Here is a 24,085-nt window from a genome sequence, read left to right as displayed (position 1 = left end):
GCGAACAATTACCGTGCCGGTGAACGGCGAGCGTGCCTTGCAACCCTGATTTTGGAATCTAATCTCGCAGGGCCAAGCTTGAATGGCTGGTTTTAACCCGCGCGGCGGCGTTGAGAATGAAGCAGCCGCGGCGGTTCCCATGCCGCGAACACGCGCACCAAATCTGGCATGCTGACCCCGAGTTCTCTTGGCACCTTCGCCGCGTTCTGCACGAACGGCAACAACCGCTCACAGGATGCGTGGGCTACCCAATTTTGGTATTCGATTTGGTAAGATAGCGCCCATGGGCTGATCGCCCCTCATTTCAGCTTTATCGACGCGGAACGCGCGGTATACGTGACTGCGACAGCTTGTACTTTGCCTCAGGGTGGGGCGGGTGCCCGTGCGTGCGGTTCCAGAATTGCACGCCACCGCGTCGCAGCCATAGCGGCACACATAGGATCAGCCCTACTGCAAATCCGCCGGTATGGGCCCAGTAGGCGATACCGCCTTCGTCCGGGTTGCTGGTGACGCTGCCAAAGAACTGTATCGCTAACCATACGCCCAGCATGATGAAGGCGGGGATGGTAAAGACCCTGAAATAGACAACCAGGATCAGCAGAATATCCACACGCGCTTTGGGAAACAGCAGCAGGTATCCCCCCATGACACCCGCAATCGCGCCCGAGGCGCCGACGGTAGGCACCTGAGAGTCCGGCCCTGTAACCACATGGATCAGACCTGCGCCGATACCTGCGACCAAGTAGAACAGCAAAAAGGGCAGATGGCCCATTTCGTCTTCCAGATTGTCGCCGAATATCCATAAGAACAGCATGTTCCCGGCCAGATGCATCCATCCCCCATGCAGGAACATGGATGTCACAAGGGTTTCCAGACCAACCCCGTCGCTGACCCGCGCCGGGATGATCGCATAGTCGAAGAACAGCCGGTTAATAAGTGGCGCATCATTCATGATCCCCACATAGCTGAGGAAGATCAGGATGTTGGCCGCCAATAAGGCGTAGACAACATAAGGCGTGCGCCCCGAGGGGTTATGGTCGCGGATCGGAAACATGAGGTGACGCTGGGCTTTTGCGCGCCCAGCGTCAAGGCAAGCTTACGCCGCACCTCCCAACAACGCAGCGTTTCCGCCAGCTGCGGTCGTATCGACACACACATGGCGCTCACCCAACACACGCGCGCGGTCGGGTCTGCCGGGAATCAGGGGCAAAATGGGGCCGTCTCTGCGGGCCAGGTGCTGTTCGATCTGCTGCGCGGTTTCAGCATCCCCCCACCAAAGGACACCAGAGATACCGGTCAGGTTCTCTAACCGGTGAAGGTCAAGCATTCCGGTTGCCTGAATGGCGGTTCCACCCAGCGCCTGTACAGCTTCAGCCTGCGCGCGCGCCGCCGTTTCCCCCGGCCCCATGCACAGAAGAGGCGGGCGGGGATATTCGCTCAGCCGGTTCGATTCTCCGGTCGGACCGGGCAGAGAACGGGTTTGGATTGGGGCAGGCTGGCCTTGAGGGGCAGGTAGGTCTGCCAAATGCTCCCAGGATTCTGTCGTGATTTGCCGATCCGGTGCACAAAACCGGGCCATGTAATTCGGGCCGCCCGCCTTCGGGCCGGTGCCTGACAGCCCTTCACCGCCAAAAGGTTGGGAGCCAACGATGGCACCGATCTGATTGCGGTTTACATAGATGTTTCCGGCATGGATTGCTTCGGTCACATGCTGCACCCGGTCGTCGATCCGGGTTTGCAGGCCAAAGGTCAGCCCGTATCCGGTTGCGTTGATATCCGCGATGACCTTGTCGATTTCCTGCGCTTTGAACCGTGCCACGTGCAACACGGGGCCAAAAATCTCGCGCTCCAGCGCGGCAATGCCCGAGATTTCGATCAGCGTGGGGGCAACAAAGATGCCCTCTGTCGGCGGAGGCAGCTCTTTCAGAACGCGCCCTTCGGCCCGTGCAATAGCGACGTGATCGGCGATGACCTGCCGGGCCTGCGCGTCAATCACCGGGCCGCAATCGGTAGAGATCAGCCAGGGGTCCCCGATGCGCAGGGCGTCCATTGCCCCTTTGAGCATGGTCAGCACGTCATCTGCGATATCCTGTTGCAGGTACAGGCATCGCAGTGCGGAACACCGCTGACCCGCGGACTGAAAAGCGCTTTCAATGATCGATTGCACGGCCTGTTCGGGAAGTGCGGTGCTGTCGACGATCATGGCGTTCAGGCCGCCAGTTTCTGCGATCAACGGCGTGCCGGGGCGCATGGCCCCAGCCATTGCCGACCGGATTCTGAGAGCGGTCGTTGTCGAGCCGGTGAAGGCCACGCCCGAGACGCGCGCATCCGATGTCAGCGCCGCGCCCACGGCCGGACCACCCGGCAGCAATTGCAGCGCGTCGCGCGGCACACCAGCCTCATGCAGCAATTGAATGGCGCGGTGCGCGATCAGGGGTGCCTGCGGCGCAGGCTTGGCCAAAACGGCGTTCCCGGTCGCCAAAGCAGCCGAAATCTGCCCGGAAAAAATCGCCAGCGGGAAGTTCCACGGGCTGATGCAGGTAAATATGCCAGCGGGCTCGGCATCAGGAATGTTGGCGGCGTAGTAACGTAGGAAATCCACCGCCTCACGCAGTTCCGCCACCGCGTCGGGCAGCGACTTGCCAGCCTCACGCGCCAGCAGGGCGAACAACTCGCCGTAATGTGTTTCATAAAGATCGGCGGCAGAGTTCAGGATACGGGCACGTTCGACTGCCGGGGCCTGCCACGGCTTTGCCGAAGCCAGCGCCAGTTCAACATCCGCGTCACTTGCCGAGGCGACCGCACCTGGTTTGTCGGCAGGATTCGCCGGGTTGATTACCTGCTCATCCGCTTGGGGTTTGGCAGCGTCAGCCAGCAAGGGTTGTGCATACCAGTGATACGCGCGGAACTGGTCCCGCGCTGCGTCAACCTTGTCCAGCGTCGGGGTGTGGTGCAGATCGAAGCCCTTGGAATTGGGGCGATCCGGCTGGAACAGTTCGGGGCCGGTGGGCAGCGGGGGCGGAGGCGTTTGAACAGTAACAAACGGATCTGCGGCAACCACTTCCGGCGGGACGTTATCGTCGACAATCTGGTTGACGAAGGATGAGTTCGCTCCGTTTTCCAGCAGACGCCGCACAAGGTAGGCCAGCAGGTCACGATGCGCGCCAACCGGTGCATAAATGCGGCAGCGGGTCTTCTGCCTGTTCATCACAAGCTGATGCAATGTCTCGCCCATGCCGTGCAGGCGCTGGAACTCAAAAGGCTGACCTTCGGCCATGTGCAGGATGGCGCTGACTGTATGGGCGTTGTGGGTGGCGAATTGCGGATAGATCCGGTCTGTCATGCCCAGCAATTTGCGCGCATTGGCGATATAGGACACATCGGTGACCGCCTTGTGGGTGAAGACGGGAAAGCCGTCCACACCTTCGACCTGCGCGCGTTTGATCTCGGTATCCCAATAGGCGCCTTTGACCAGACGGACCATCAGCTTGCGATCGTGGCGTTCCGCCATGTCATAGAGCGTGTCCAGAACCAGCGACGCGCGTGGCCCATAAGCCTGAACTACGATGCCGAACCCATCCCAGCCGGCCAGAGCCGGATCGGACATCACCGCTTCAATCACCTGCAATGACAAAGACAGGCGATCCGCCTCTTCCGCGTCGACGTTTAGCCCCATACCAGCGGCCTTGGCCAAAAGGGCCAGCGCCCGCAGTCGGGGAACCAGTTCATCCATCACGCGCTTTTCCTGCGCCAGTTCATAACGGGGATGCAGGGCTGACAACTTGACTGAAATTCCCGGGTTGGCGCGGATATCCTCATGGGTGCAGGCTTCGGCGATGACCGAGATGGCGCGTGAATACGACAGGTGATATCGTGCGGCGTCCGCCTCGGTTCGCGCGGCCTCTCCCAGCATGTCGTAGGAGTAGGTATATCCCTTGTTTTCCATCCCGCGCGCACGCTCCATCGCGGCGTTGATGGACTCACCTAACACGAATTGCCGCCCCATTTCCTTCATCGCACGCGACACGGCGGTACGGATCACGGGTTCACCCAATCGCTTGATGGCCCCGCGCAGGGCGCCAACAGGCGAGGCCTTGCCTTCGTCCAGAACCTTGCCCGTCAGCATCAGTGCCCAGGTTGAGGCGTTCACCAAGGATGAAGACGAGTGTCCAAGATGCTTACCCCAATCCGAAGGGGCGATTTTGTCTTCAATCAACGCGTCAATCGTGTCGGCATCCGGCACGCGCAACAGCGCCTCGGCCAGGCACATCAGGGCGACGCCTTCGTCGGTGGACAGGCCGTATTCGGCCAAAAACACCTCCATCAACCCCGGAGACGTGCTGGATCGGATGTCGCGCACAAGCTGCGCGGCAGCGGCGCTGATGGCGCCGCGGTCCGTGGCGCTCAGGCTGGCCTGAGAGATCAGGGTTTCAAGGATCGCCGACTGGTCAGCATAGGTTGAGGTGTCGATTAATGTACGCAGGGTATGAGACATGAGTCCTCCGGTCTTTGTGCCAATATACCTGCGAAAACTCAGGACAATCGCCTGAGTTTACGATAATTGAAGGCGGAACACCTGAAATTTCGCCAGAGAGCAGCGCAAATGAACTTTCCTGACCTGGACCGGTTTGACCGGTCGATTCTGAGAATTCTGGCCGAGGATGGGCGCATTTCGGTCGCCGATCTTGCGCGCGAAATTGGTCTGTCGAAATCACCGACACAGGCGCGCCTGAAACGGCTTGAAGCAAGCGGGGTGATCAAAGGATACCGGGCGATGCTGGATCCGATCAGACTGGGGCTGGACCACGTTGCCTTTGTCGAAGTGCGCCTGACCGATACCCGCGAAAAGGCACTGGCCGAGTTCAATGCGGCTGTCCGAAAAACTGCCGAGGTCGAGCAAGCCCATATGATTGCTTCGAATTTCGACTATTTGTTGAAGGTCCGCACAGCCACGATGTCAGAGTATCGTCGTGTTCTGGCCGAAAAGATTTCATCCATGCCGCATGTCGCCAGCACCTCGACCTTTGTGGCGATGGAGGCGGTTAAGGAAGCCGGCAGTTTGGGTGGGTTCGAGCATCAGGCTTGACGGATCAGGATTACGAGCCATCCTTGGTACATGACACACGCTTTCCTCTTTGCTCTTTCTGTTGTTGCCTTGTCTTGTGCGGCGCACGCCCAGTCCTGCCCTGATGCTCCGGATCATTCAGAAGGTGTGGATGCGCTAATCAATCAGGTTCGGAAGGCAGAATCGCAAAGTGATGCGCGCGCCATTTCCAACCAGATGTGGGAGCTTTGGACGGACGCGCCGGATGCGCGTGCGCAAGGCTTGCTGGACCGGGGAATGGCACGGCGGGAGGCTTGGGATTTACTGGGCGCGTTGGAAGAGCTTGACCAGCTTGTCGATTACTGCCCGAACTACGCCGAAGGCTACAATCAGCGTGCGTTTGTGAACTATCTCAGACAAGACTTCGCTGCTGCCTTGCAGGATCTGAATGTCACGATCGAGTTGTCGCCGAACCATATAGGTGCGCTGAGCGGTCGCGCCTTGTCATTGTTGGGTCTGAAGCGCCTTGACGACGCGCGCGCTGCCCTTGCCGCGGCGCTAGAACTTAACCCATGGCTGTCAGAGCGGGCATTGTTAGAACCCGGCGGTCTTTTGGAACCGCCCGGTCAAGATATTTGACGCCGGGTTTTCGAAAGAACCGAAAGGGAAACCTAACCTTTTTGCGGGCAAACTGGTTGTGTTGGACCCCTTCGGAGTTGTTCACTGGCTATCCAGTGGTATGGGTTCTGACTGGCGTGGGCGTGTATCGGACGCTGAACATCATTGACGAATACACCAGCGAGGTGCTGATGATCCGCGTCGATCGTAAGCTCAACTCAACAGATGTGCTGAATGCATTGACTGACCTGTTCATCCTCCGCGGCCCGCCGGCATTCATAAGATCCGACAATGGGCCGGAATTTATCGCCCAGAAGGTGCGGGAGTGGATTGCAGCTGTCGGGGCGAAGACGGCTTACATCGAACCGGGATCACCCTAGGAGAACAGTCATTGCGAAAGCTTCAACGCCCGGTTCCGGGATGAGCTGCTCAACGGCGAAATCTTCTAAAGCCTAAAGGAGGCGCAAACTCTGATCGAGCAATCTCGTATCCACTACAACACCGTCAGGCCGCACAGTGCGTTGGGCTCCTGCCCGCCTGCGCCCGAAAGCATCGTCCCGATAGACCAGAGGCCCACGATGCACTAACAAACAAACCGGACTACCCGATAGGGGCACGCGACCGAGCGCGCTGAAGGCGGCAATGCTGGCCCTGTTTGACGAGTGCGGTGCGGAATATCCTGCCGAACACTATGTGGGGCACATGTACAAAGCCAAACCCGATTTGGCGGCGCATTACAAATGCTGCGTTCCGACCAACTCTTTCAATCCGGGGAACGGGAAGATGTCCAGGGCGCGAAGCTACAGGTGATTAACGGTCACATGGGATTTGGGCGCGTGTGATAGGCATCCAGCAGGGCTTTGCCGTTTTCATAAAACGCAGTTTCACCAATCAGTTCTGTGATGCCGTAGCGATCCAGCTCGGCTTTCACATCTGGCTCGACCAGCGTGAAAACCAGCCGTATCCCCTTGGATTGCAGGAAATTGGCGATACTGCGCAACGTGAACCCGGCTGTGAAATCGACAACGTCAATTGCCGAGGCGTCGATGCAGAACCATGTCAGTTTTCCGTCTGCGTTCTGAACGATTGTTGTGACTTCCTCGGTGAATATCTGCATGTTCGCGTAGTACATGCCGTGGGAAAACCGGTAGATTACCAGACCGGGCTCGAATTGGTTTGGTGCTTCCAATCCCTTTGAACGCCAGCCACCGGACTCGGTACGCAATACTACCGAATTCTTTGGGTGGTATCCCCGGCGTGTGTGGTCGACCAAAGACAGGACCATGGCAAAAATGACGCCTTGCTCGACACCAACCAGAACAACCACGGTGGCGGTTGCCGTGGCAACCCAGAACTCGGACCGGGCCTGCCTGTAAATTGTTGCCATTCCGTGCAGGTCGATCAGCTTGAGACCGATCAGGAAAACGATGGCCGAAAGTGCTGCTGTGGGAAGATAGGCTAAAGGCTTGGTCAGAAACAGGATAACCAACAGGACTATTACCACTGTTGTCAGTTGCGCCACCTGGCTGCGCCCTCCGGCGCTGGCGACCATCTCGGTCTTTGTGGGGCTGCCATTGACCACGAATGTCCCCGTGAATGCGGCTCCGAAATTCGCAAGACCCAGTCCGATCAGGTCCGTGTTTTCGTTGAAAGTCTCATCATATCTCGAGGCGTATGCCCGTGATGTTGCGGCGCTTTGTGCCAGAATAACAACGAAGATGGACAAGGCCGTGGGGAGCAATTGTTTGAACAAGGTCCAGCTCCACTGCACGTCCGGGATCGAGAACGAGGGCAAACCGCCGACAACCTCTCCCAACACCGAGATTCCGGAAATGTTGAATGAAAAGGCCCAACTGCACAGGATCACCCCGACAATGGCAACCAATGGCCCCGGGATTTTGCGCGACAGTCTTGTGCATCCCAGGACAATGCCTAACACGGCTGATGAGACGATCACGGTTGGCCAGTTGACGTTGGATATGTTGAAGTAAACGTCCTTCAACCTTGCAAGTGTTCCGTGCCCAGCGGATTCGATGCCCAACAATCCGGGGATTTGACCCGTTGCAACCTGAATGCCCACGCCGGTCAGAAAGCCGACCAATACCGTTCTGGACAGAAAATCAGCCAGAAACCCCAGCCCGATGACACGCGCGGCAATCAAAAGCATGGCAGCCATAAGCGCCAGCAAGGACGCCAGTGCCAGATACTCAGACGTTCCGGACATCGCCAAGCCCGCCAGTCCCGAGGCGGTGATGGCTGCTGTCGCCGAATCGGCACCGACAACAAGGTGTCGGGACGATCCGAACAGCGCAAACAGAGCCATGGGAATCAGGATCGTATACAGCCCGGACATGACCGGAGTGCCGGCGATCTTGGTGTAACCCATGACTTCGGGGATCGCGAGGCAGGCAAAACTCAGACCAGCCAGCATTTCCGCCGGAAGGCGCGCGCGGTCAAAAGGCAGAATGCCCTGCAGGATTTGCAGACGCGCCGCTCTCTGATTTCTGTCCTGTTTTTTCATGGGTTACCCTATACCCATTCAACCAGCGAACCGAATGTTCGAACCGTCGGGCTATCTTACAGGCAAATTATCACAGGTAAATTGTGTGGTCTGACGTGCCTCTTTTTCCAGTTTTTCAGTTATTTTCGCCGAACTACGGGAATCCCCCAATTTCGCAAACTGCCGATCAGGGGTAAACATGACCTACCGTACTTACCACACACAAACACGGTATTTACTTTCCCCGATGAGGGGCTGGTCACACCCCCTCGGCCGGCCCCTCTTAACTTTTTGGGGTTTGCGAAAGCCCAAGTCATTCGTTTTATGACTCGTGTCGAGTGAACTTACTTAGTTTTGGATCAATTTGGTCACGAGTGTCGGCAGTGTTTCGGACGCACTGTAAGCAACGGTGTGCGGTATATTGGCCACCGGGGTTTTGCGGTACCCTTCCGTGAACAGCAGAAACGGTATCCTGGCGTTTACAGCTGTTTCTGCGTCGACCTCGCTGTCACCCACATACAAGCGTGTGCCCGAGGTCCCAAGTGCTTTGAAGCTTTCCAGCAGGTGGCCCGGATCCGGTTTGCGAATTGGCAATGTATCACCGCCGAAAACAACGTCGAAGAACCGGGATAAGTTGAGCGCCTCCAGCACGTGACGTGCGGGTGCTTCGGGTTTGTTGGTGCAGATACCAAGAACGCAACCCATCTGTTTCAGTGTTTCCAGGGCCTCCAGAACCCCGGGATAAGGCACTGTCGTTGCACTGACCGCCGCATTGTAATGCTTCAGTGTCTGTTGGGTCAGTTCCGCGTGGCGATCCATGGGCAAATCACAGTGTCGCATCAAACGCTCGACCAGTTTGGGAAGGCCATTGCCAACAAACCCTCTGATCACATCAACGGGCACAGGATCGTGACCCAGACCGTTCAGCGTTTTATTGGCCGCTGCTGCCAGGTCCCCGACGCTGTCGACCAACGTTCCATCCAGATCAAAAACAACTGCTGCGGTCACGTTTTGCTTGCCTTTCAATACCCGCCCCAAGTCTTAACCCGTCGTTTTCAGGGGCGCAATCGGCTCAATGACGCCTGATTTGAAACAGCGCTTGACATTCCTTACTAAAATAATCAGATTTAATGACAGGAACGGAAAGCCAACCCTCTCGGGTCAGCCAGATAAAACGAAACGCAACAGGTATGGCACCATGCCGACTCGCTCTGGAGATGCCCCGATGAACGTACAGAACCCGACCCCAACCCAAGGTTATGCTGTCTCGATGCTGCCTGCGCACAAGGCCGAGGATTTGACCAAAGGTGGCCACCTGGCCCATATCGAGTTGGGTGACCAATTGTATACCCTGCGCATCACCCGTGCAGGTAAACTGATCCTGACGAAATGAGCGCGCATTCATTGCGCGGCGGTGCCGCGGTCGGCCGTCTGGCGGATCTTGATCCAGTCGAAGCGGGTGCGGTGATGTATCTGCGGATGTGGAGCCAGGGTGAAAGCGGTCGCGCTGATATCGCGAGCGATTTTTGCATAGCGCTGGGATCAGATTATGGGCGTGCCGCCATGCTGACGCTGGATCGTCTGTGTTCGCTTTGCGCAACGCATTGTCGACGCCCGCTAATCAGGCACGGTCTGGGGTGTGCATGTCTGGGCGCGGATGAGAATTGTTTTGCCCAAATGGTTGCCGCCGCATCCGAAGGGGCACGCGAAGACGCGATGATGATGGCGTCACTGATCGTGCGCCCGGATTTTGCGCCTGCTCTGGCATCCCTGTCGGAGGAACTGGGCCTGACGCTCCGGCGTATGACAACGGGAAATGCGATTCCGACGACAGGCCACGATACCTCCACTGCCGTTTTGCATTGACTGTGCTTGCAGGACGGTCAAACCCGGCAAAGCGCCGGGGTCAATCCTTCAGCAGCACCCGCATCCCGCGTGGTGATGGTCGTGATCGCAAACCGGAGCAGGAGAGAAGTCACCGACCTCGGACAGCACGTCCCTTAGCGCCCACAGGATCATGTCCACATCCTCGGCCTCAATCGTCAGCGGTGGGCGGATTTTCAGGATGTTGTCCTTTGGTCCCTCACTGCCGATCAGAATTCGGTGATCGCGCATCCGATTTTTGACATAGCTGCAGATCTCGGTTCCTTCGGTTCCGTCGGGATTGATCAGCTCAACACCCAGAAACAGTCCCATGCCCCGTACATCGCCAACGCAACCAAAGTCGGCTTCGATCTGGCGCAGCCCGATTTTCAGGCGGTCACCCATCTGACGCGCATTGTCCTGCAGGCCCTCGTCATCGACGATGTCCAATACTTCCTTGCCGATCCGGCAAGACAGCGTCGATCCGCCAAAGGTCGAGAAGAATTCGATCCCGTTATTGAAGCTGTCGGCAATCGCCCGCGTCGTCACCAGCACACCCAGAGGGTGCCCGTTACCAATGGGTTTACCCATCACCACGATATCAGGAAGCGCGCCCTGATGTTCAAATCCAAAGTAATACTCACCCAGGCGACCCAGACCGGTCTGTACCTCATCTGCTATGCAGACACCCCCGGCGGCACGGATTTCTTCATAAACCGCAGGCAGGTAACCTTTGGCCGGAATGATTTGTCCACCGACAGACGGGAAAGTTTCGGCGATGAACCCGGCCAGACCCTGACCCCGGTCCTGCAAGGCAGCAATGGCCGGGTCCACAAGATCAGCAAATTTCTGCGCCCGATCCGCATCGTCACGCTTGAACGAACCGCGATAGTCGTCTGCAACTTCAACCAGTTGAACCCAGTCGGCTTTCCCGATGCCGCCCGGTTTGTTGAACTTGTAAGCCGATATCGCCACAGCCGCATTCGTATTGCCGTGATAGCCATGGTCTGGTGTCACGATCCCCTTGGCCCCGGTATGGGCACGGGCAAGCCGCAGGGCCAGTTCGTTGGCTTCAGTTCCGGAATTGACGAAGAAGCAGACCTCGAAGTGATCGGGCAGTTTGGACAGGATCTTGTCAGCAAAAGCTGTCTGTGCCGGATGCAGGTAGCGGGTATTTGAGTTCATCCGCTTCAACTGATCCGCCGCCACTGCCTGAATACGGGGATGCGCATGACCCACATGAGGGACGTTGTTATAGGCGTCCAGATAGGGGCGGCCCCATTCGTCAAACAGGTGATGTTTCCACCCGCGTACCAGCATGACAGGGTCATCATAAGTCAGCGACAGGTTGCCACCAAAGTGATCGCGGCGGCCTTGCAGGATCGCCTGCTTGTCGGTGGGTTGGTAGAACACCTTGTCATCCGGCAGGTTCAGCAAGGCCGCCGGGTTCGGGCAAACTGCGTGCCATAGCTCCATCTCATCCGGGTCGCCGACACCGGGCCAATCCGCTTCCATGCCATTGGTTGTCAACGCCAGCTGGAAATGCACATGTGGGGCCCATCCGCCATTCTGGCTGGCGTCGCCCAATCGGGCAAACGCCGACCCCTGTGCCACCGGATCACCGGGTTTCAACCGGTCACAGCATTCCGGGTCCAGATGACCATAGAGTGTATAGAACGGATCGCCCTCGGGTGTTTCATGGTGCAGGATAATTACCCCACCGTAATCGAGGTGCTGATCTCGGTTCTCGACCACCTCGACCCGCCCGCTCATTGGTGCGTGCAGCACCGTCCCTGCGGGTGCAAACACATCCACCGCCAGATGCACTGTTCGCCGGTCCGAGGCTTTCCATGGCCCTTTGCGAAATCCTGGCTCGGCATAAATCAGGCGGGGTTCGTTGTAATAGCCCAGCCACAGCCCTTCGCCGTATTCCTCGCCAACACGTGCGGCCTCGGCCAATGGCATGTGGAAAGGGTTCTGGGGCCACACGCAATTCTCGACTGACAACGACCCCATCGGAGTATCGCTTAGGTCCTGACCGAACATCTGGGAAAACCGGCCGCGATGTCCTTGCAGATACGCATGGATGCGTTCTGCGCCGTCCACGACCGGCAGCCCGCACGCTGCCCGAAGACGCGCAGACATCAGCCCGCCATTGACGGAAGCATTCTCAAGAAACCGCCACGCAGGTGCCTGAGAGATTGTCACATATGGGTCGTCCGGGTTTTCGACTGCCATCAGGGTCGAGTTGAGGACAGACACTGCCAATCGCATCCGCAGCAGCGGCCAGATCAGGTCGATCTCCTCGGCTTGCAGCCGGTTTGCGGCATGGTATCCCCGCACGAGAGCAGTCAATGCCCGCTCGGGTCTGGCATGATCTAGCACCACATAGGCCCCGGCGATCGCAAGATCACAGACGCGCGGTGCCGCACACATGTCACCCAGATCAATCAGGCCGGAAACCTGCCTCCGCTCACCCAATTCACCTTCAACCAGAATGTTATAGTCATTGGCGTCGTTGTGAATGGCCTGTTTCGGCAGCCGCCCCAGCCTATCCGTGATCGCCGTGAATTCGTTGCAGATATCCCGAAGCAACGCCCGACGCGCGGGATCGCTGATAGCGCCTATCTTGTTACTGATCCAACCCGCTTGCGTCAGGTCCCATTTGAAATCCGGGCGGTGCAAAGCTTCATGTTGAAACCCCTCCAGAGCGCGATCCGTTGCGCCCAGAACACGACCCAATTTCAGGATCAGCTCTTCGGATTTCGGGTTCGCTTGTGCATAGCATCGCCCGGGCAGGCGTTCCTGCAACCACACCAGCCGCGACTTCCCTTCGGAATCGGAATTTTCCGGCAATATTGCGCCGTTCAACGCCGGGAACACCTTTGGAAACGGCAACCCCGGTGCTTCCGAGGCGATATGCGCAAGTGCTTCGATCTGAAGATCTACCAGACCCGCATCGCACCCCGCGCGCATGACTTTCAGCACATAGTCCTGGCCATTTGTGGCTTGCGCCAGAAAGTTCAGATCATATTCGCCATCCAGCCGGGTCAACCGTGCGTCCAGTCCCCAGTTTTGGCGCAGCGCGTCCGCCCAGAAGTTCACCAAATCGCTCATGTCTTTCTCCGTCCCGCTCATCCGGGATCCTCTTCATCTGGCCGAAAATATCCTCGGGGGTGAATTGGCCCAAAGGGACAAGAGGGGGCAGACAGCCCCCCGACCCCTTAATCCAAGGCACGCAAACGTTTGAACAGCGATGATGTGTCCCATCGCCCGCCGCCCAGTTTCTGCACGTCCTTGTAGAACTGATCGACCAGAGCGGTCACCGGCAGAGACGCGCCGGTTTCATTGGCCGTATCCAGACAAATCCCCAGATCCTTGCGCATCCAGTCCACAGCAAAGCCATGTTCGAACTGATCATTCAGCATGGTTTCATACCGGTTTGCCATCTGCCAGCTGCCAGCCGCACCCTGGCTGATCACCTCAACAACGGCCTTCCCGTCCAGGCCCGCTTTTTCGGCAAAGTGCAAGGCTTCGCTGAGACCCTGAACCAGACCAGCAATCGCGATCTGGTTGCACATCTTGGTCATTTGGCCCGCGCCGCTGGCTCCGAGTCGACGGCAGATTTTGGAATAGACATTCATCACCGGCTCAGCCGCATCATAAGCTGCCTGATCACCGCCACACATTATCGAGAGAACGCCGTTTTCAGCACCTGCCTGACCTCCCGAAACAGGGGCGTCTACAAAAGCGATACCCTGAGATTGGCCAGCAGCGTAAAGCTCGCGCGTGACCTTTGCTGAAACTGTCGTGTGGTCGACAAAAATGGCCCCGTTGGACATTCCTTGGAACCCGCCGTCCTTTCCGGTGCAAACCGCGCGAAGGTCGTCGTCATTGCCGACGCAGGCCATGACAAACTCAGCATCCTTGACGGCGCCTTTCGGAGTGGTCGCCATTGCGCCGCCATGCTGCGCGACCCAGGCCTCGGCCTTGGTGGTCGTGCGGTTGTAAACGGTGACGTCATGGCCTGCGGCTTGCAGATGTCCGGCCATGGGATAGCCCATGACACCAAGGCCAAGGAACGCGACTTTTGCCATTTTGTGATCCTCTCCGCTGTTCGGTCGGCTTCCGCGAAACAGGCCTGACCGAAATCTCTGGCGAAGACAAAGCAAAGCTGCGCCCAAAGGGCAACCCCAAGTCAGCCTTTCCCGCCCAGATCTCGCAGGATTGGGCAATCGGGCCGGTCGTCCCCCGCGCAGGCCTCGATCAGATGGCTCAGCGTATCGCGCATGGCGTTCAGGTCAGCGATCTTGGTTTCAATCTGAACAAGATGATCGCGTGCAACCTGTTTCACGTCGGCACTGGCACGGGTTTCATCTTCGTAGAGTGCCAGCAGGGTCCGGCAATCCTCGATGGTGAACCCAAGCGCCCGGGCGCGGCCCAGAAAGTTCAGCTTGTGCACGTCCTGGTCGCGAAACCGGCGATAGCCATTGTCGTCGCGCATTGGTTTGATCAGGTTGATGTCCTCATAATACCGGATCGTCTTGGCGGGCAGGCCGGTGCGCGTGGAAACATCTCCGATATTCATGCGCGCACCTCTTTGGTGGCCGTACCTGAGGTTTCCGGCACGCTAGCGCGAATACGGCGCAGGCGCAGCGCATTCGAGACCACAAAAACGCTCGACAGTGCCATTGCACCAGCTGCCAGTGCTGGGGACAGAAGATAGCCGCCAAACGGGTACAGCGCACCGGCAGCCACCGGTATCAGAAGGACATTGTATCCGAAGGCCCAGCCCAAATTCTGGCGAATATTCCTCATTGTCCGGCGGCTGATCTCGGTCGCATTCGCGACGCCCCGCAAATCACCGGACATGAGGACAACGTCGGCTGTTTCGATGGCCACATCCGTGCCGGTTCCGATGGCGATGCCGATATCAGCCGCCGCCAGAGCGGGGGCGTCGTTGATCCCGTCACCGACAAAGGCCAGCACTCCGAACCGGTCCTGTAAGGCCGTGATTGCGTCTACCTTGCCATCAGGCAGTACCTCGGCAGTGACATGATCAATCCCCAGCCGGTCGGCCAGAGCCCGCGCCGTGCGTGCGTTGTCACCCGTGATCATGGCCACGGTCAAACCCATCTGGTGCAACCGTTCCAGCGCTTCCACTGTGCCGGGCTTGATCGGGTCGGAAACGGACAAAGTGGCCGCTGCCTGCCCATCCAGAGCGACGAACAGAGGGGTTGCCCCCTGTGCGGCACGGGCTTCTGCCTCATCCGCCAGGGCTCCAAGGGTGATCCCACGCTGCTGCATCAACCGGTGCGACCCGATCAACACGTCGCGGCCTTCAACCAACCCTTGCAGGCCAAGCCCGGTAAGCGAACGGACATCCGATACCTCTGGCAGTGTCGCGGGCCCCGCGCGGGTGATGGCGGATGCGATCGGGTGTTCCGACCGTGCCTCAAGGGCTGCAGTCAGCCGCAGAACCTCCTCCCGGTCAAACCCCTTTGCCGTTGTCACGCTGTCCAGTTCGGGGCGCCCCAGCGTCAGGGTTCCGGTCTTGTCCAACGCAATGACGCGCGCCTGCTGAAGCTGTTGCAACGCATCCCCCTTGCGGAACAAAACCCCGAGTTCTGCCGCACGCCCGGTGCCCACCATGATCGAGGTTGGGGTCGCCAACCCCATAGCGCAGGGGCAGGCGATGATCAGAACTGAAACACCTGCGACAAGCGCCAGGGGAAGGGCCGGGCTGGGGCCGAAGATCAGCCAGAGCGCGACAGTGATCACCGCAACAGCGATGACCGCAGGAACAAAGCGATAGGTGATCCGATCCACCAACCCCTGGATCGGCAGCTTCACGCCCTGCGCCTGCTGCACCATACGAATGATCTGTGCCAGAGCCGTGTCGCCGCCGACGCGGGTAGCGCTTACCCGTAAAGCGCCGGTGCCATTCACGGTGCCGCCGACAACAGGCGCGCCTGCCGACTTGCCAACAGGCACTGGTTCTCCCGTGATCATGCTTTCATCGACGTAAGAGGTGCCTTCAAGCACTTCGGCATCCACCGGTACACGCTCGCCGGGGCGGATGTGCAGGATATCTCCGACAACAATTTCGGCGATTGGCCGGTCCTGTATCTGTCCATCCAGTTCGACCCGCGCGGTTTTTGGTTGCAAACCCACCAGTTTTCGGATCGCAGCTCCTGTTTTGCCTTTGGCACGCGCCTCCATCAACCGGCCGAGAAGGATCAGAACGACGATCACCGCGGCCGCTTCGAAATAGACATTGGCGGTACCTTGCGGCAGCAGGCCGGGCGCGAATGTGGCCGTGACCGAATACAGATAAGCCGCGCCGGTCCCAAGCGCTACCAACGCGTTCATGTCCGGCGTGCCCTGCAACAGCGACGGGATACCTTTGCGGTAAAACACACGGCCCGGTCCGATCAGCAAAGCCGAGGTCAGGGCAAATTGAATCAAGTGGCTTGTCTGTGTTCCAATGGTCGCCTGTATCCAATGGTGGAAGGCGGGGATCATGTGCCCGCCCATCTCAAGAATGAATACGGGCAGGGCCAGTGCCGCTGCCAGTATTGTGGAACGGACCAGCCGCTGAATTTCGTCGTCTTCCCGGCTTTCTGGTTCCGCAACGCCTTGGATACGCGCGGGGTATCCAATTCCGGTAACAACCTGAGCCAGCGCCTCGGGCGTAGTTGCAGCTGTGGCGTAAGTCACCGTAGCTGTCCGAGTTGCCAGATTGACCTGCGCTTCGATCACGCCAGCGGTGGATGCCAACGCGCGCTCGATCTTGCCAACGCAGGATGCGCAGTTCATGCCCTCGACGCTCAGATCCGCATGACTTGTTTCAGCCGGATAGCCGGCTGCATCCAGCGCCGCTGTCAGGGACGAAACCGGCCCGTCAAATTCCACCTGCGCCGTTTTGGTCGCGAAATTGACCGAGGCCGCATCAACACCAGACACATCACGCAGTGCAGCCTCGACACGGCCCACGCAGGATGCGCATCCCATGCCGGTGATTTTCAGTTCTGTCAGTGTTTTTTGCGCCATGCGACTCATCCCACGTGGTTTTCTGCCCTCCAGATGGGGGTTCCAGTGACGGGAAGGTCAAGGGGGTCACGGCAAAATTCTACGATCCCGGCCCGCGCATGTTACGCTCCATTAAGCGCTGATACAGGCGTGGGGACAGACGGTTGAGCCACCACGATAAGTGTGCAACGCGTCCGACCGGGATCGTGGGCTGCGATTTGTCCAGTCCGCGCAGGATCGCCATGGCGGCACTCTCGGGGCTCATTTCGTCCATTCCGTCCTTGGCAGATCCGGGGCGCGCGGTTCCATCGGGTTGCTCCATTGCGTTGCCGGGGTTGGTGGCCACAAAAGACGGCGCTGCAATCTGAACCTGAACGCCATGTGGCTTTTCTTCGGATCGAAGCGATTTGAAAAAACCCTCAAGCGCGTGTTTTGAGGCTGCATAAGCCGTGCGATGGCAGAGCGGAGCGAAACCAGCCACCGACGAGATCGCCAGATGTGTTCCCTTTGACGCGCGGAGAGGCTGCAAAAATACGCGAGCCATCTCAACGGCTGCAAAATAGTTGATATCAAACAGTGCACGGTGACTGGCCGTGTCGGACTGGTCAAACCCCCGAATTTGCGTAACCCCGGCGTTGTAGATGACCAGATCAATGCTGTCGCTTGACGTGATCGCCCTTTGAGCTGCGTTGGCAAGCTGTTCGGGGTCAGTCAGATCACAGGCAATTGGCAGTTGGTTCGGTTCTGTTTGCAGACCGGACACATCAAGATCCAACAGCACCACCCGCCACCCACGGGCTTGCAGTGCACGGCTTAAAGCCTGTCCCAAACCGCCCGCACCGCCAGAGATGACCGCGGTTTTCATAACCCGGCCTGCCGTTGCCACAGCGCAAAAACCTCCGCGCTGGACTTTTCGGGCACATAGCCGAATTCAGATTTCAGGGCAGAATTATCCAGAACTGGCCGATATTGAAGGAACCGTACCTGTTCCGGCCCATAGCGAGATAAACCCAGTGGGCGAGCCAAGGCTAGGGCCGCTTTCAGCACCCAGGGGGGGAGGCGCAGAACCGGCTTTCCCATGGCGCGCGCCAAGTCGTTCACGCCCATCGTGCCGTCACCGGCGACGTTGTAAATCCCGGCTGGTCCGTCGGTTGCTGCGCGCTGAAGGATGCGTGCCAGGTCCCGGGTCCAGATAAAGACAAACGGGCTTTCGCTGCCGGACACCGCCAGCAACCGGGGCTTTCGAAACAGGGCGGTGATCTGGTTCTCGGTTCCAGCCCCCAGAACCGTACCCACACGCAGAACAACCTGCTCAAGATCGGGGGCGGTTCTGCGGGCTTCGGCCAAAATCTCTTCGACCTGACGCTTGTGATCTGAATAAGGAAACTCGGGGTTGCCGCGCAATGGATCGCCTTCGCGCAACGGCACAGGATTGTCTGCATGATAGCCATAAGCAGCACCGGAAGACGTAACGACCAGTCTGCGCACCCCGTTTGCGATGGCGGCATTCACCACATTTCGCGTGCCTTCGACATCGACAGCATAGGCTGCGGCGCGCCCCATCTTCGGCGGCGGCGTTACGACTGAAGCCAAATGCACAATCACATCCGGATTCACCTTGGCAATCACACGTGCAGGAGCGTCGGTTGTAACATCCATGGACAAAAATGAGGCGTCTTCCGGCAGGTTAACCGGGCGTTTCAGATCGGTTGCAAAGACCTCGTGCCCAACAAATTCGGGCAACAGCGCTTGCCCGACCATCCCGGCAGCGCCGGTAATCAGGATGCGGGTCATCGCGCGGCCTCGGTTCGTGCCATGACCGAAGCCAAAGCCAGGCCCGAAATAGCGTGCCATACTCCCCAGAATGCAGCGACCACGGCCATGCCGCCAAGACCGTTGAAGAATGCAAAGATCAGGACGAGCCCAAGTCCGGAGTTCTGAATTCCGGTCTCAATGGTGATGGCGCGGCGATCAAAGGGGGACAGCCGGGTCAGAGTGGCCACAACCCAACCGCCCCCCAGCGCCAGGGCGTTGTGAAGGATCACAAGCCCGGCAACAGCCCCGGCAAACCCAAGGAAAAACCCCCAGTTGGCAGCCAGAGCAAGTACGATAAACCCAGCAAAGATACCCATCGACAGAAGTTGCAGCGGTGCGCGTAAACGTGCCGTCAAGGCGGGGAGGCGTTGATTCAGCGTAATTCCCAGAACCAGCGGCAGGATCAGCATCAGACCGACCAGGATCGCGATCTGCATTGGGTCGATCTGGGTCTGTTGCAGGATTGCGCGGGTTGGTTGGTAAAGCCCGCCCCAAAGCGCAATATTGAAAGGTGTCATAAAGATCGCACAGATGGTGGCGAAGGCTGTCATCGACACCGAAAGCGCTGCATTTCCGCCCGCGCGGTGGGTAATGAAGTTCGAGATATTGCCCCCTGGGCAAGCCGCCACAAGGATCAGGCCAAGCGCAATTGATGGTTGCGGTGCCGCAATCCACACCATCACAAAGGTCAGCGCAGGCAGGACGACGAGTTGTGAAAACAATCCGACAATCACAGGTTTGGGTGAGCGCCTTAAACGGTCAAAATCCCGAGGCGTAAGGTCGATGGCAATCGAGAACATCACGATTGCCAGAATAGCATTCAACAGCGTCAGAGACGCCGGACTGAAATTCAGTGTGATCTGGTCAATACCACTCATGCGGCGGCCTTCTGCAGCCGGTCGATCCAGCCGGTGACAGCCTTTCTGTAGGTATTCTTGTCCACGTAATAGGCCATGCGGGGCAGGTCGATATAGTTCATACCTCCGGTGGCGCGCGTATAGTCTTTTTGCTTTTCTTCGTGCAGATCGGCTGCCACGGGGCAGCCGTGTCGAAGCCCCTTGATGTAGCGCGCCACCATCTCGGCCTGCTCGTGCCTGCCTTGCCAGCCCAGGCCCGTGGCCTCGACCATGCCCAGCACGAACAGATCGTCCCGTTCGGGATGTATCGTGTTCAGATACAGATGCGGGGCGTCGCCCTGCCAGTTCAGCAGGCCCTTGTCGATGAACGGGTAATGCAGTTTGTATCCGGTCGCGGCGAGGATCATGTCATAGTCGTCGCAGGAGCCGTCCTTGAAATGCACGGTGTGGCCCTCCAGCCGGGCGATATCCGGGCGGATGCTCAGATCGCCATGGCCTGCGTGATACAGAACCAGCGAATTCACCACGGGGTGGCTTTCGTACAGCTTGTAACCCGGTTTGGGAAAGCCGTATTTCTGTGGATCGCCGACAAACCAGCCAAGGATCAGGCTGTCGACCTTACGCTTCAGCCACATCGGCAGACGGATCTTTCCACCTATTGTGTCAGCGGGTTTGCCAAAGACGTATTTCGGGACGAAATAATACCCGCGCCGCATCGACAGATCGCAGCGTTTCGCGTGGTGGATGGCGTCGACTGCGATGTCACAGCCGGAATTGCCTGCGCCCACGACCAGCACACGCTTGCCGTCGAATTGGCTTGGGTACCGATATTGCGAGGCATGGATCAACTCGCCGTCAAATGTACCCGGAAAGCTGGGTACATTCGGTTCCGACAGGGTACCGTTCGCAATGAGTACGCCGGCATATTCGGCCTGATGGTCGCCATCTTGGTCTCGCCAGCACACGCGCCAACCGTCACCCGGATTGCCCAGCGGAGCGACCTGAGTGACTTCTGCATTGAATTTGTAACCCTCACGCAACCCGAAACGGTCCGCAAATGCGCGGAAATAGTCGCGCATCGCCCGGTGCGAGGGGTACTCGGCAACCGCGTCATTCATGGGGAAATCCGCAAATTCGGTCATACGCTTGGATGAGATCAGGTGCGCCGACTCGTACATGGTTGATCTTGGGGCATCGATATCCCACAAACCGCCCACATCCGAATGCAACTCAAACCCCTGAAATGCGATTCCCTGTTCTTTCAGCACCTTGGCCGCGGCCAAACCCATTGGCCCCGCCCCAATCAGGGCGAATGTGTCGCGCGTTTCTGTCATGAACCCTCCCAAAGTTCGTGAGGTTTAAATTGAACGAACGACCAAAATAAGGCAAGGTGAATTTTATGACGCTGAAAAACGTAGAAAAGCCAAGACAAAGAGCACCGTCCAAGCGGTCTTTGGAAACCAAAGCGCGGATCATGGACGCGGCCGAAACAGTCTTTGCCGAACGCGGATTCGAAGGCGCGTCGATCCGCGATATCGCTGCGCTTGCAGGGGTTCAGGTTGGCCTTGTTCATCACCATGGCGGCGGCAAGGAAGAGCTGTTTTTTCGAGCGATCGAACGCCGTGCGGGCAAGCTGGCACAAATCAGAACCGATGCGCTGGCCAAGGCAAGAAAAGCAGGTCCGCTAACATTGCGCAGCATTCTGGACAGTTTTATCCGGCCTTATGTGGAACTGGCAGAAACAGGCGGTTCGGGATGGATGGCGTATGGGCGCCTTGTGGCGCATGTCTCGGTCGATCCCCGCTGGCGCGATATCGCGGCTGAGTGTTTCGACCCGACCGCCCGGCATTTTATCGACGAAATCGCTGCGCTTTATCCGGATGTTGACCCTGCGCTGCTGGCCAGCGGCCAGGTCTATTCCGTGTCGGCAATGCTGGCGCATCTCAACAGTGGTTGGCGGGTCGGGGCCCTGTCGCATGGCGGCGGAGTGTCAGAGGTGGAACGCCTGATCGAATTTTGTGCAGCCGGTATCGAAGCGATGGTTCAGACCAGTCGCGGTTGAACGCGCAGCATTGCTATTGCTGCAAATGGTTGAACAGGATGGTGCTGAACACAGAAGGTGGTGACGTCCGGACGGCGCTGGGTGAAGCAAAGAAACCAAACATCATGATCATAAGGATCAGGGCTGCTCCGGCAAGGAACGCCGCAGAAAGCTGAAAGACCGAACGAACCATTGGATTATTCCCTGTAAATACTCAACAAAGTTTGCGGTGTCTTGCGCATCACGAGAGCTTTGACAGTTCTTGTCTCAGCCTTTCATTTTCGGCCTGCAACTGGGCCAGTTGCTGGCCTAAACTGTTTAGATGCGGGCGCAGTTCGGCTTCGGTGAAACGCGGCGTGATGTGGCGTGGGCAGTTCCAGTCAAGCGCCTCAACTCGAATGATCGCGGCCCGCTCTGCGGGGGCTTCGGCCCCCTCCGGATACAAGCTGGCTGCCGCTGCTTGACCTTCCGTGAATTCGACACGCCCCAGGATCTTCAAACGGTGTTGATTGGCATAATCCATCAGGATCATCGCGACCCGATCGTTGCCATCCAGATTTCCGCGCGAGATATACTGTCTGTTGCCTGAAAAATCGGCATATCCGATGGTTTGCGGCCCCAGCACCTTAAGAAACCCGACCGGCCCGCCGCGATACTGCACATAAGGCCAGCCTGTTTCAGACACCGAGGATTGATAAAACCCGTCGCGCGCCTGAATGAACTGTTTTTCGGGTTCGCCGATCAGATGGCCCTGTTGCGGGCCACCTTCAATGAATTTGGCATAGGTTTTTGCCGATCCCATCCGCTCCTGATGGGCGCGGACGGTTGGGGTGAAGGTCAGTTCTGAAAACGCACGCGGCACAGTATGTCCTTTCAAAGACCCAGATCAGACAACTCGGGATGGTCATCGGGGCGTTCACCCAATGGCCAATGAAACAAGCGGTCGCTTTCGGCTATGGGGTGATCATTCAGCGAGGCATGCCGATGCGACATGCGTCCGTCTTCGGCAAATTCCCAATTCTCGTTGCCATATGACCGGAACCACTGACCGCTATCGTCGTGCCACTCGTAAGCGTAACGCACTGCGATGCGATTACCGGTAAAGGCCCAGAGTTCCTTGATCAGCCGATAGTCCAGTTCCTTGTGCCACTTACGGCTTAGGAAGGCGTGAATTTCGTCATGCCCTGACAGAAATTCCGCCCGGTTTCGCCACTGACTGTCATCTGTGTATGCGGGGGTGACGCGGTCGGGATCGCGGCTGTTCCAGGCATTCTCTGCCATGCGCACTTTTTGCGTGGCAGTTTCCAACGTGAACGGGGGAAGAGGGGGTCGAGACATGGTGCAGGGGGCTTTCAGGTTAGAGAAGCGGCAAGAATGGCCAGTGTCAGAAGAAATGGAACGTACTGAGGGGGGAATATGCTGGCGCGACGTTTCATCGGTCAAATCCTCTGGTGTACTGATCGGTTAACTTTCCAATAAGGTGTACCGATCTGTTAACTTTTGCAAGAGGAAAAGCAGAAAATATTTCGCGCGGTTCAGGGCGAGCCATGAATTCTAATGAAAACAATGATTTGAGTTAGGCCGGTTGTACTTCATGTTTCGGGGTAATATGTACAGAACGGTACACCATGGAGCCGAATCATGCGTCCAAACAAACGGGATGAACTTGTCAGCAAAGCCCTGAAGGTTTTTTATCGCGACGGGTTTCACGCGACCGGCATGGATAAGCTGGTGGCGGAAACGGGCGTTTCGAAAACGTCGATGTACAAACATTTCCGCACTAAAGAAGACCTGATTGTAGCCGCTCTGCGTCTGCGGGATGAGAATTTTCGCGAGTGGTTCTATCGGCGCATCGAAGAGATGGCAGAAACACCGGCCGAGCAACTCATCGTCAGTTTTGATGCCTTGAAAGAATGGTTCGAGGAAGATGGATTCCGGGGCTGCATGTTCATCAAGGCCGGGGCAGAATATCAGGAAACAGACCATCCGATCCATGTGCAGGCAGCCGAACATAAACAGCTGTTGCTGGAGCATTTCACGTCCGTCGCCGAACAGGCTGGTGCGCGTGATCCTCAGAAACTCGCGAGCCAGATCGTGTTGTTGCAGGAAGGGGCAATTGTGTCTGCGGTTTTGCTCAAGAATTGTGATCCTGCGGAAGACGCCAGAGATGCGGCACAGCATTTGCTGGCATTGGCGCTGAGTTAATTTCCTTTAAAACAAGCAGGTTCTTAAAGTTACCTAGCAAAGAAACGTTGCGTTGTTCGAAGTCGGAACGCCACGTCACGTGGATTGGCGGGAATCGGGCTGAACGCTAG

The 24,085-nt window shown here is 58.0% G+C and carries 21 protein-coding genes and 2 pseudogenes; 8 read left to right on the top strand and 15 right to left on the bottom strand.

From position 1 onward, the window contains the following. Positions 1-310: 310 nt before the first annotated feature. The gene (locus tag ACR0J7_RS09575) at positions 311-1,054 is read right to left on the bottom strand and encodes a rhomboid family intramembrane serine protease (RefSeq protein ID WP_480870092.1); all 744 of its coding nucleotides are present in this window, start codon (positions 1,052-1,054) and stop codon (positions 311-313) included. Positions 1,055-1,096: 42 nt separating this feature from the next. Further along, on the bottom strand, positions 1,097-4,495 hold the full coding sequence (gene putA, locus ACR0J7_RS09570) for a bifunctional proline dehydrogenase/L-glutamate gamma-semialdehyde dehydrogenase PutA (protein WP_480914041.1): 3,399 nt from the start codon (positions 4,493-4,495) through the stop codon (positions 1,097-1,099). A gap of 108 nt (positions 4,496-4,603) precedes the next feature. Between putA and ACR0J7_RS09565 the strand changes: the two genes are divergently transcribed. The 4 genes and pseudogenes from ACR0J7_RS09565 to ACR0J7_RS09550 all read left to right on the top strand — a co-directional run. Continuing rightward, positions 4,604-5,086, top strand: a complete 483-nt coding sequence (locus ACR0J7_RS09565) for an Lrp/AsnC family transcriptional regulator (RefSeq protein WP_480475581.1) — start codon at positions 4,604-4,606, stop codon at positions 5,084-5,086. A gap of 30 nt (positions 5,087-5,116) precedes the next feature. Then, positions 5,117-5,683 (top strand): tetratricopeptide repeat protein, encoded by a 567-nt coding sequence (locus tag ACR0J7_RS09560; protein ID WP_480773740.1) that lies wholly within the window; start codon positions 5,117-5,119, stop codon positions 5,681-5,683. A 119-nt stretch (positions 5,684-5,802) separates the two neighbouring features. Beyond that, a pseudogene (locus tag ACR0J7_RS09555) lies at positions 5,803-6,249 on the top strand (integrase core domain-containing protein); the annotation flags it as partial. Between the two features lie 34 nt (positions 6,250-6,283). After that, positions 6,284-6,472 (top strand): annotated as a pseudogene (locus ACR0J7_RS09550) (D-lactate dehydrogenase); the annotation flags it as partial. 7 nt (positions 6,473-6,479) lie between these two features. On the opposite strand, the gene ACR0J7_RS09545 reads toward ACR0J7_RS09550, so the two are convergent. Together ACR0J7_RS09545 and gph are read right to left on the bottom strand one after the other, a co-directional pair. Beyond that, positions 6,480-8,183 (bottom strand): SulP family inorganic anion transporter, encoded by a 1,704-nt coding sequence (locus ACR0J7_RS09545; RefSeq protein WP_480914040.1) that lies wholly within the window; start codon positions 8,181-8,183, stop codon positions 6,480-6,482. Between the two features lie 327 nt (positions 8,184-8,510). Then, complete coding sequence (gene gph, locus ACR0J7_RS09540) at positions 8,511-9,170, bottom strand: phosphoglycolate phosphatase (protein ID WP_480482160.1); 660 nt, start codon at positions 9,168-9,170, stop codon at positions 8,511-8,513. 217 nt (positions 9,171-9,387) lie between these two features. Between gph and hemP the strand changes: the two genes are divergently transcribed. After that, positions 9,388-9,555: a hemin uptake protein HemP gene (gene hemP / locus ACR0J7_RS09535; RefSeq protein WP_209504713.1), complete on the top strand. Its 168-nt coding sequence runs from the start codon at positions 9,388-9,390 to the stop codon at positions 9,553-9,555. After that, the gene (locus ACR0J7_RS09530) at positions 9,552-10,028 is read left to right on the top strand and encodes a hypothetical protein (RefSeq protein ID WP_480910585.1); all 477 of its coding nucleotides are present in this window, start codon (positions 9,552-9,554) and stop codon (positions 10,026-10,028) included. Before hemP ends, ACR0J7_RS09530 begins: the two co-directional genes overlap by 4 nt. A gap of 48 nt (positions 10,029-10,076) precedes the next feature. Here the strand turns inward: ACR0J7_RS09530 and ACR0J7_RS09525 are convergent, their stop codons facing one another. The 8 genes from ACR0J7_RS09525 to ACR0J7_RS09490 all read right to left on the bottom strand — a co-directional run bounded on the left by ACR0J7_RS09525 (position 10,077) and on the right by ACR0J7_RS09490 (position 21,063). Continuing rightward, positions 10,077-13,142 (bottom strand): aminotransferase class III-fold pyridoxal phosphate-dependent enzyme, encoded by a 3,066-nt coding sequence (locus ACR0J7_RS09525; RefSeq protein WP_480914037.1) that lies wholly within the window; start codon positions 13,140-13,142, stop codon positions 10,077-10,079. A 107-nt stretch (positions 13,143-13,249) separates the two neighbouring features. Continuing rightward, complete coding sequence (locus ACR0J7_RS09520) at positions 13,250-14,197, bottom strand: NAD(P)-dependent oxidoreductase (RefSeq protein ID WP_480914035.1); 948 nt, start codon at positions 14,195-14,197, stop codon at positions 13,250-13,252. A gap of 26 nt (positions 14,198-14,223) precedes the next feature. After that, positions 14,224-14,613 carry a Cu(I)-responsive transcriptional regulator gene (cueR, locus tag ACR0J7_RS09515; RefSeq protein WP_480557736.1) on the bottom strand — a complete coding sequence of 130 codons (390 nt, stop codon included), beginning with the start codon at positions 14,611-14,613 and terminating at the stop codon, positions 14,224-14,226. Then, positions 14,610-17,078: a heavy metal translocating P-type ATPase gene (locus ACR0J7_RS09510; protein ID WP_480914034.1), complete on the bottom strand. Its 2,469-nt coding sequence runs from the start codon at positions 17,076-17,078 to the stop codon at positions 14,610-14,612. The genes cueR and ACR0J7_RS09510 overlap by 4 nt, the downstream gene beginning before the upstream one ends. Positions 17,079-17,157: 79 nt before the next feature. Further along, entirely contained in the window at positions 17,158-17,922 is a 765-nt protein-coding gene (locus ACR0J7_RS09505; RefSeq protein ID WP_480914032.1) for an SDR family NAD(P)-dependent oxidoreductase, read from the bottom strand. Then, positions 17,919-18,911, bottom strand: coding sequence for an SDR family oxidoreductase (locus ACR0J7_RS09500; RefSeq protein ID WP_480914029.1), 993 nt, complete (start codon positions 18,909-18,911; stop codon positions 17,919-17,921). Before ACR0J7_RS09500 ends, ACR0J7_RS09505 begins: the two co-directional genes overlap by 4 nt. After that, positions 18,848-19,750 carry a bile acid:sodium symporter family protein gene (locus tag ACR0J7_RS09495; RefSeq protein ID WP_480914026.1) on the bottom strand — a complete coding sequence of 301 codons (903 nt, stop codon included), beginning with the start codon at positions 19,748-19,750 and terminating at the stop codon, positions 18,848-18,850. Before ACR0J7_RS09495 ends, ACR0J7_RS09500 begins: the two co-directional genes overlap by 64 nt. Next, the gene (locus ACR0J7_RS09490; protein WP_480914024.1) at positions 19,747-21,063 is read right to left on the bottom strand and encodes a flavin-containing monooxygenase; all 1,317 of its coding nucleotides are present in this window, start codon (positions 21,061-21,063) and stop codon (positions 19,747-19,749) included. Before ACR0J7_RS09490 ends, ACR0J7_RS09495 begins: the two co-directional genes overlap by 4 nt. Positions 21,064-21,128: 65 nt before the next feature. Between ACR0J7_RS09490 and ACR0J7_RS09485 the strand changes: the two genes are divergently transcribed. After that, a complete protein-coding gene (locus ACR0J7_RS09485; protein ID WP_480487655.1) occupies positions 21,129-21,791 on the top strand; it encodes a TetR/AcrR family transcriptional regulator in 663 nt (220 codons plus the stop codon). Positions 21,792-21,804: 13 nt separating this feature from the next. Here the strand turns inward: ACR0J7_RS09485 and ACR0J7_RS09480 are convergent, their stop codons facing one another. From ACR0J7_RS09480 to ACR0J7_RS09470, 3 genes are read right to left on the bottom strand one after another with little or no spacing between them, the layout of a single operon-like run. After that, a complete protein-coding gene (locus ACR0J7_RS09480) occupies positions 21,805-21,963 on the bottom strand; it encodes a hypothetical protein (protein ID WP_480487657.1) in 159 nt (52 codons plus the stop codon). 48 nt (positions 21,964-22,011) lie between these two features. Then, positions 22,012-22,632, bottom strand: a complete 621-nt coding sequence (locus ACR0J7_RS09475; protein ID WP_480487659.1) for a pyridoxamine 5'-phosphate oxidase family protein — start codon at positions 22,630-22,632, stop codon at positions 22,012-22,014. A gap of 11 nt (positions 22,633-22,643) precedes the next feature. Continuing rightward, entirely contained in the window at positions 22,644-23,108 is a 465-nt protein-coding gene (locus tag ACR0J7_RS09470) for a nuclear transport factor 2 family protein (protein WP_209504702.1), read from the bottom strand. Between the two features lie 303 nt (positions 23,109-23,411). Here ACR0J7_RS09470 and ACR0J7_RS09465 point away from each other — a divergent pair, with 303 nt between their 5' ends. Further along, positions 23,412-23,975: a TetR/AcrR family transcriptional regulator gene (locus ACR0J7_RS09465; protein WP_267366610.1), complete on the top strand. Its 564-nt coding sequence runs from the start codon at positions 23,412-23,414 to the stop codon at positions 23,973-23,975. Positions 23,976-24,085: the final 110 nt, after the last annotated feature.

The sequence above is a fragment of the Ruegeria sp. O4 genome, assembly GCF_056535125.1.
The sequence above is the reverse complement of the archived record's forward strand: the minus strand, read 5'-3'. Positions and strand labels throughout refer to the sequence as shown.

What these genes read in the sequence shown, in the direction of transcription:
- ACR0J7_RS09500 (WP_480914029.1), bottom strand. Translation starts at nt 18,911, where the DNA reads ATGGCACGCTATTTCGGGCCTGGCTTTGGCTTCGGTCATGGCACGAAC.
- ACR0J7_RS09465 (WP_267366610.1), top strand. Translation starts at nt 23,412, where the DNA reads ATGCGTCCAAACAAACGGGATGAACTTGTCAGCAAAGCCCTGAAGGTT.
- ACR0J7_RS09510 (WP_480914034.1), bottom strand. Translation starts at nt 17,078, where the DNA reads ATGGCGCAAAAAACACTGACAGAACTGAAAATCACCGGCATGGGATGC.
- ACR0J7_RS09545 (WP_480914040.1), bottom strand. Translation starts at nt 8,183, where the DNA reads ATGAAAAAACAGGACAGAAATCAGAGAGCGGCGCGTCTGCAAATCCTG.
- ACR0J7_RS09560 (WP_480773740.1), top strand. Translation starts at nt 5,117, where the DNA reads ATGACACACGCTTTCCTCTTTGCTCTTTCTGTTGTTGCCTTGTCTTGT.
- ACR0J7_RS09565 (WP_480475581.1), top strand. Translation starts at nt 4,604, where the DNA reads ATGAACTTTCCTGACCTGGACCGGTTTGACCGGTCGATTCTGAGAATT.
- ACR0J7_RS09480 (WP_480487657.1), bottom strand. Translation starts at nt 21,963, where the DNA reads ATGGTTCGTTCGGTCTTTCAGCTTTCTGCGGCGTTCCTTGCCGGAGCA.
- ACR0J7_RS09490 (WP_480914024.1), bottom strand. Translation starts at nt 21,063, where the DNA reads ATGACAGAAACGCGCGACACATTCGCCCTGATTGGGGCGGGGCCAATG.
- ACR0J7_RS09495 (WP_480914026.1), bottom strand. Translation starts at nt 19,750, where the DNA reads ATGAGTGGTATTGACCAGATCACACTGAATTTCAGTCCGGCGTCTCTG.
- ACR0J7_RS09530 (WP_480910585.1), top strand. Translation starts at nt 9,552, where the DNA reads ATGAGCGCGCATTCATTGCGCGGCGGTGCCGCGGTCGGCCGTCTGGCG.
- cueR (WP_480557736.1), bottom strand. Translation starts at nt 14,613, where the DNA reads ATGAATATCGGAGATGTTTCCACGCGCACCGGCCTGCCCGCCAAGACG.
- hemP (WP_209504713.1), top strand. Translation starts at nt 9,388, where the DNA reads ATGAACGTACAGAACCCGACCCCAACCCAAGGTTATGCTGTCTCGATG.
- ACR0J7_RS09485 (WP_480487655.1), top strand. Translation starts at nt 21,129, where the DNA reads ATGACGCTGAAAAACGTAGAAAAGCCAAGACAAAGAGCACCGTCCAAG.
- ACR0J7_RS09575 (WP_480870092.1), bottom strand. Translation starts at nt 1,054, where the DNA reads ATGTTTCCGATCCGCGACCATAACCCCTCGGGGCGCACGCCTTATGTT.
- ACR0J7_RS09525 (WP_480914037.1), bottom strand. Translation starts at nt 13,142, where the DNA reads ATGAGCGATTTGGTGAACTTCTGGGCGGACGCGCTGCGCCAAAACTGG.
- putA (WP_480914041.1), bottom strand. Translation starts at nt 4,495, where the DNA reads ATGTCTCATACCCTGCGTACATTAATCGACACCTCAACCTATGCTGAC.
- ACR0J7_RS09470 (WP_209504702.1), bottom strand. Translation starts at nt 23,108, where the DNA reads ATGTCTCGACCCCCTCTTCCCCCGTTCACGTTGGAAACTGCCACGCAA.
- ACR0J7_RS09505 (WP_480914032.1), bottom strand. Translation starts at nt 17,922, where the DNA reads ATGAAAACCGCGGTCATCTCTGGCGGTGCGGGCGGTTTGGGACAGGCT.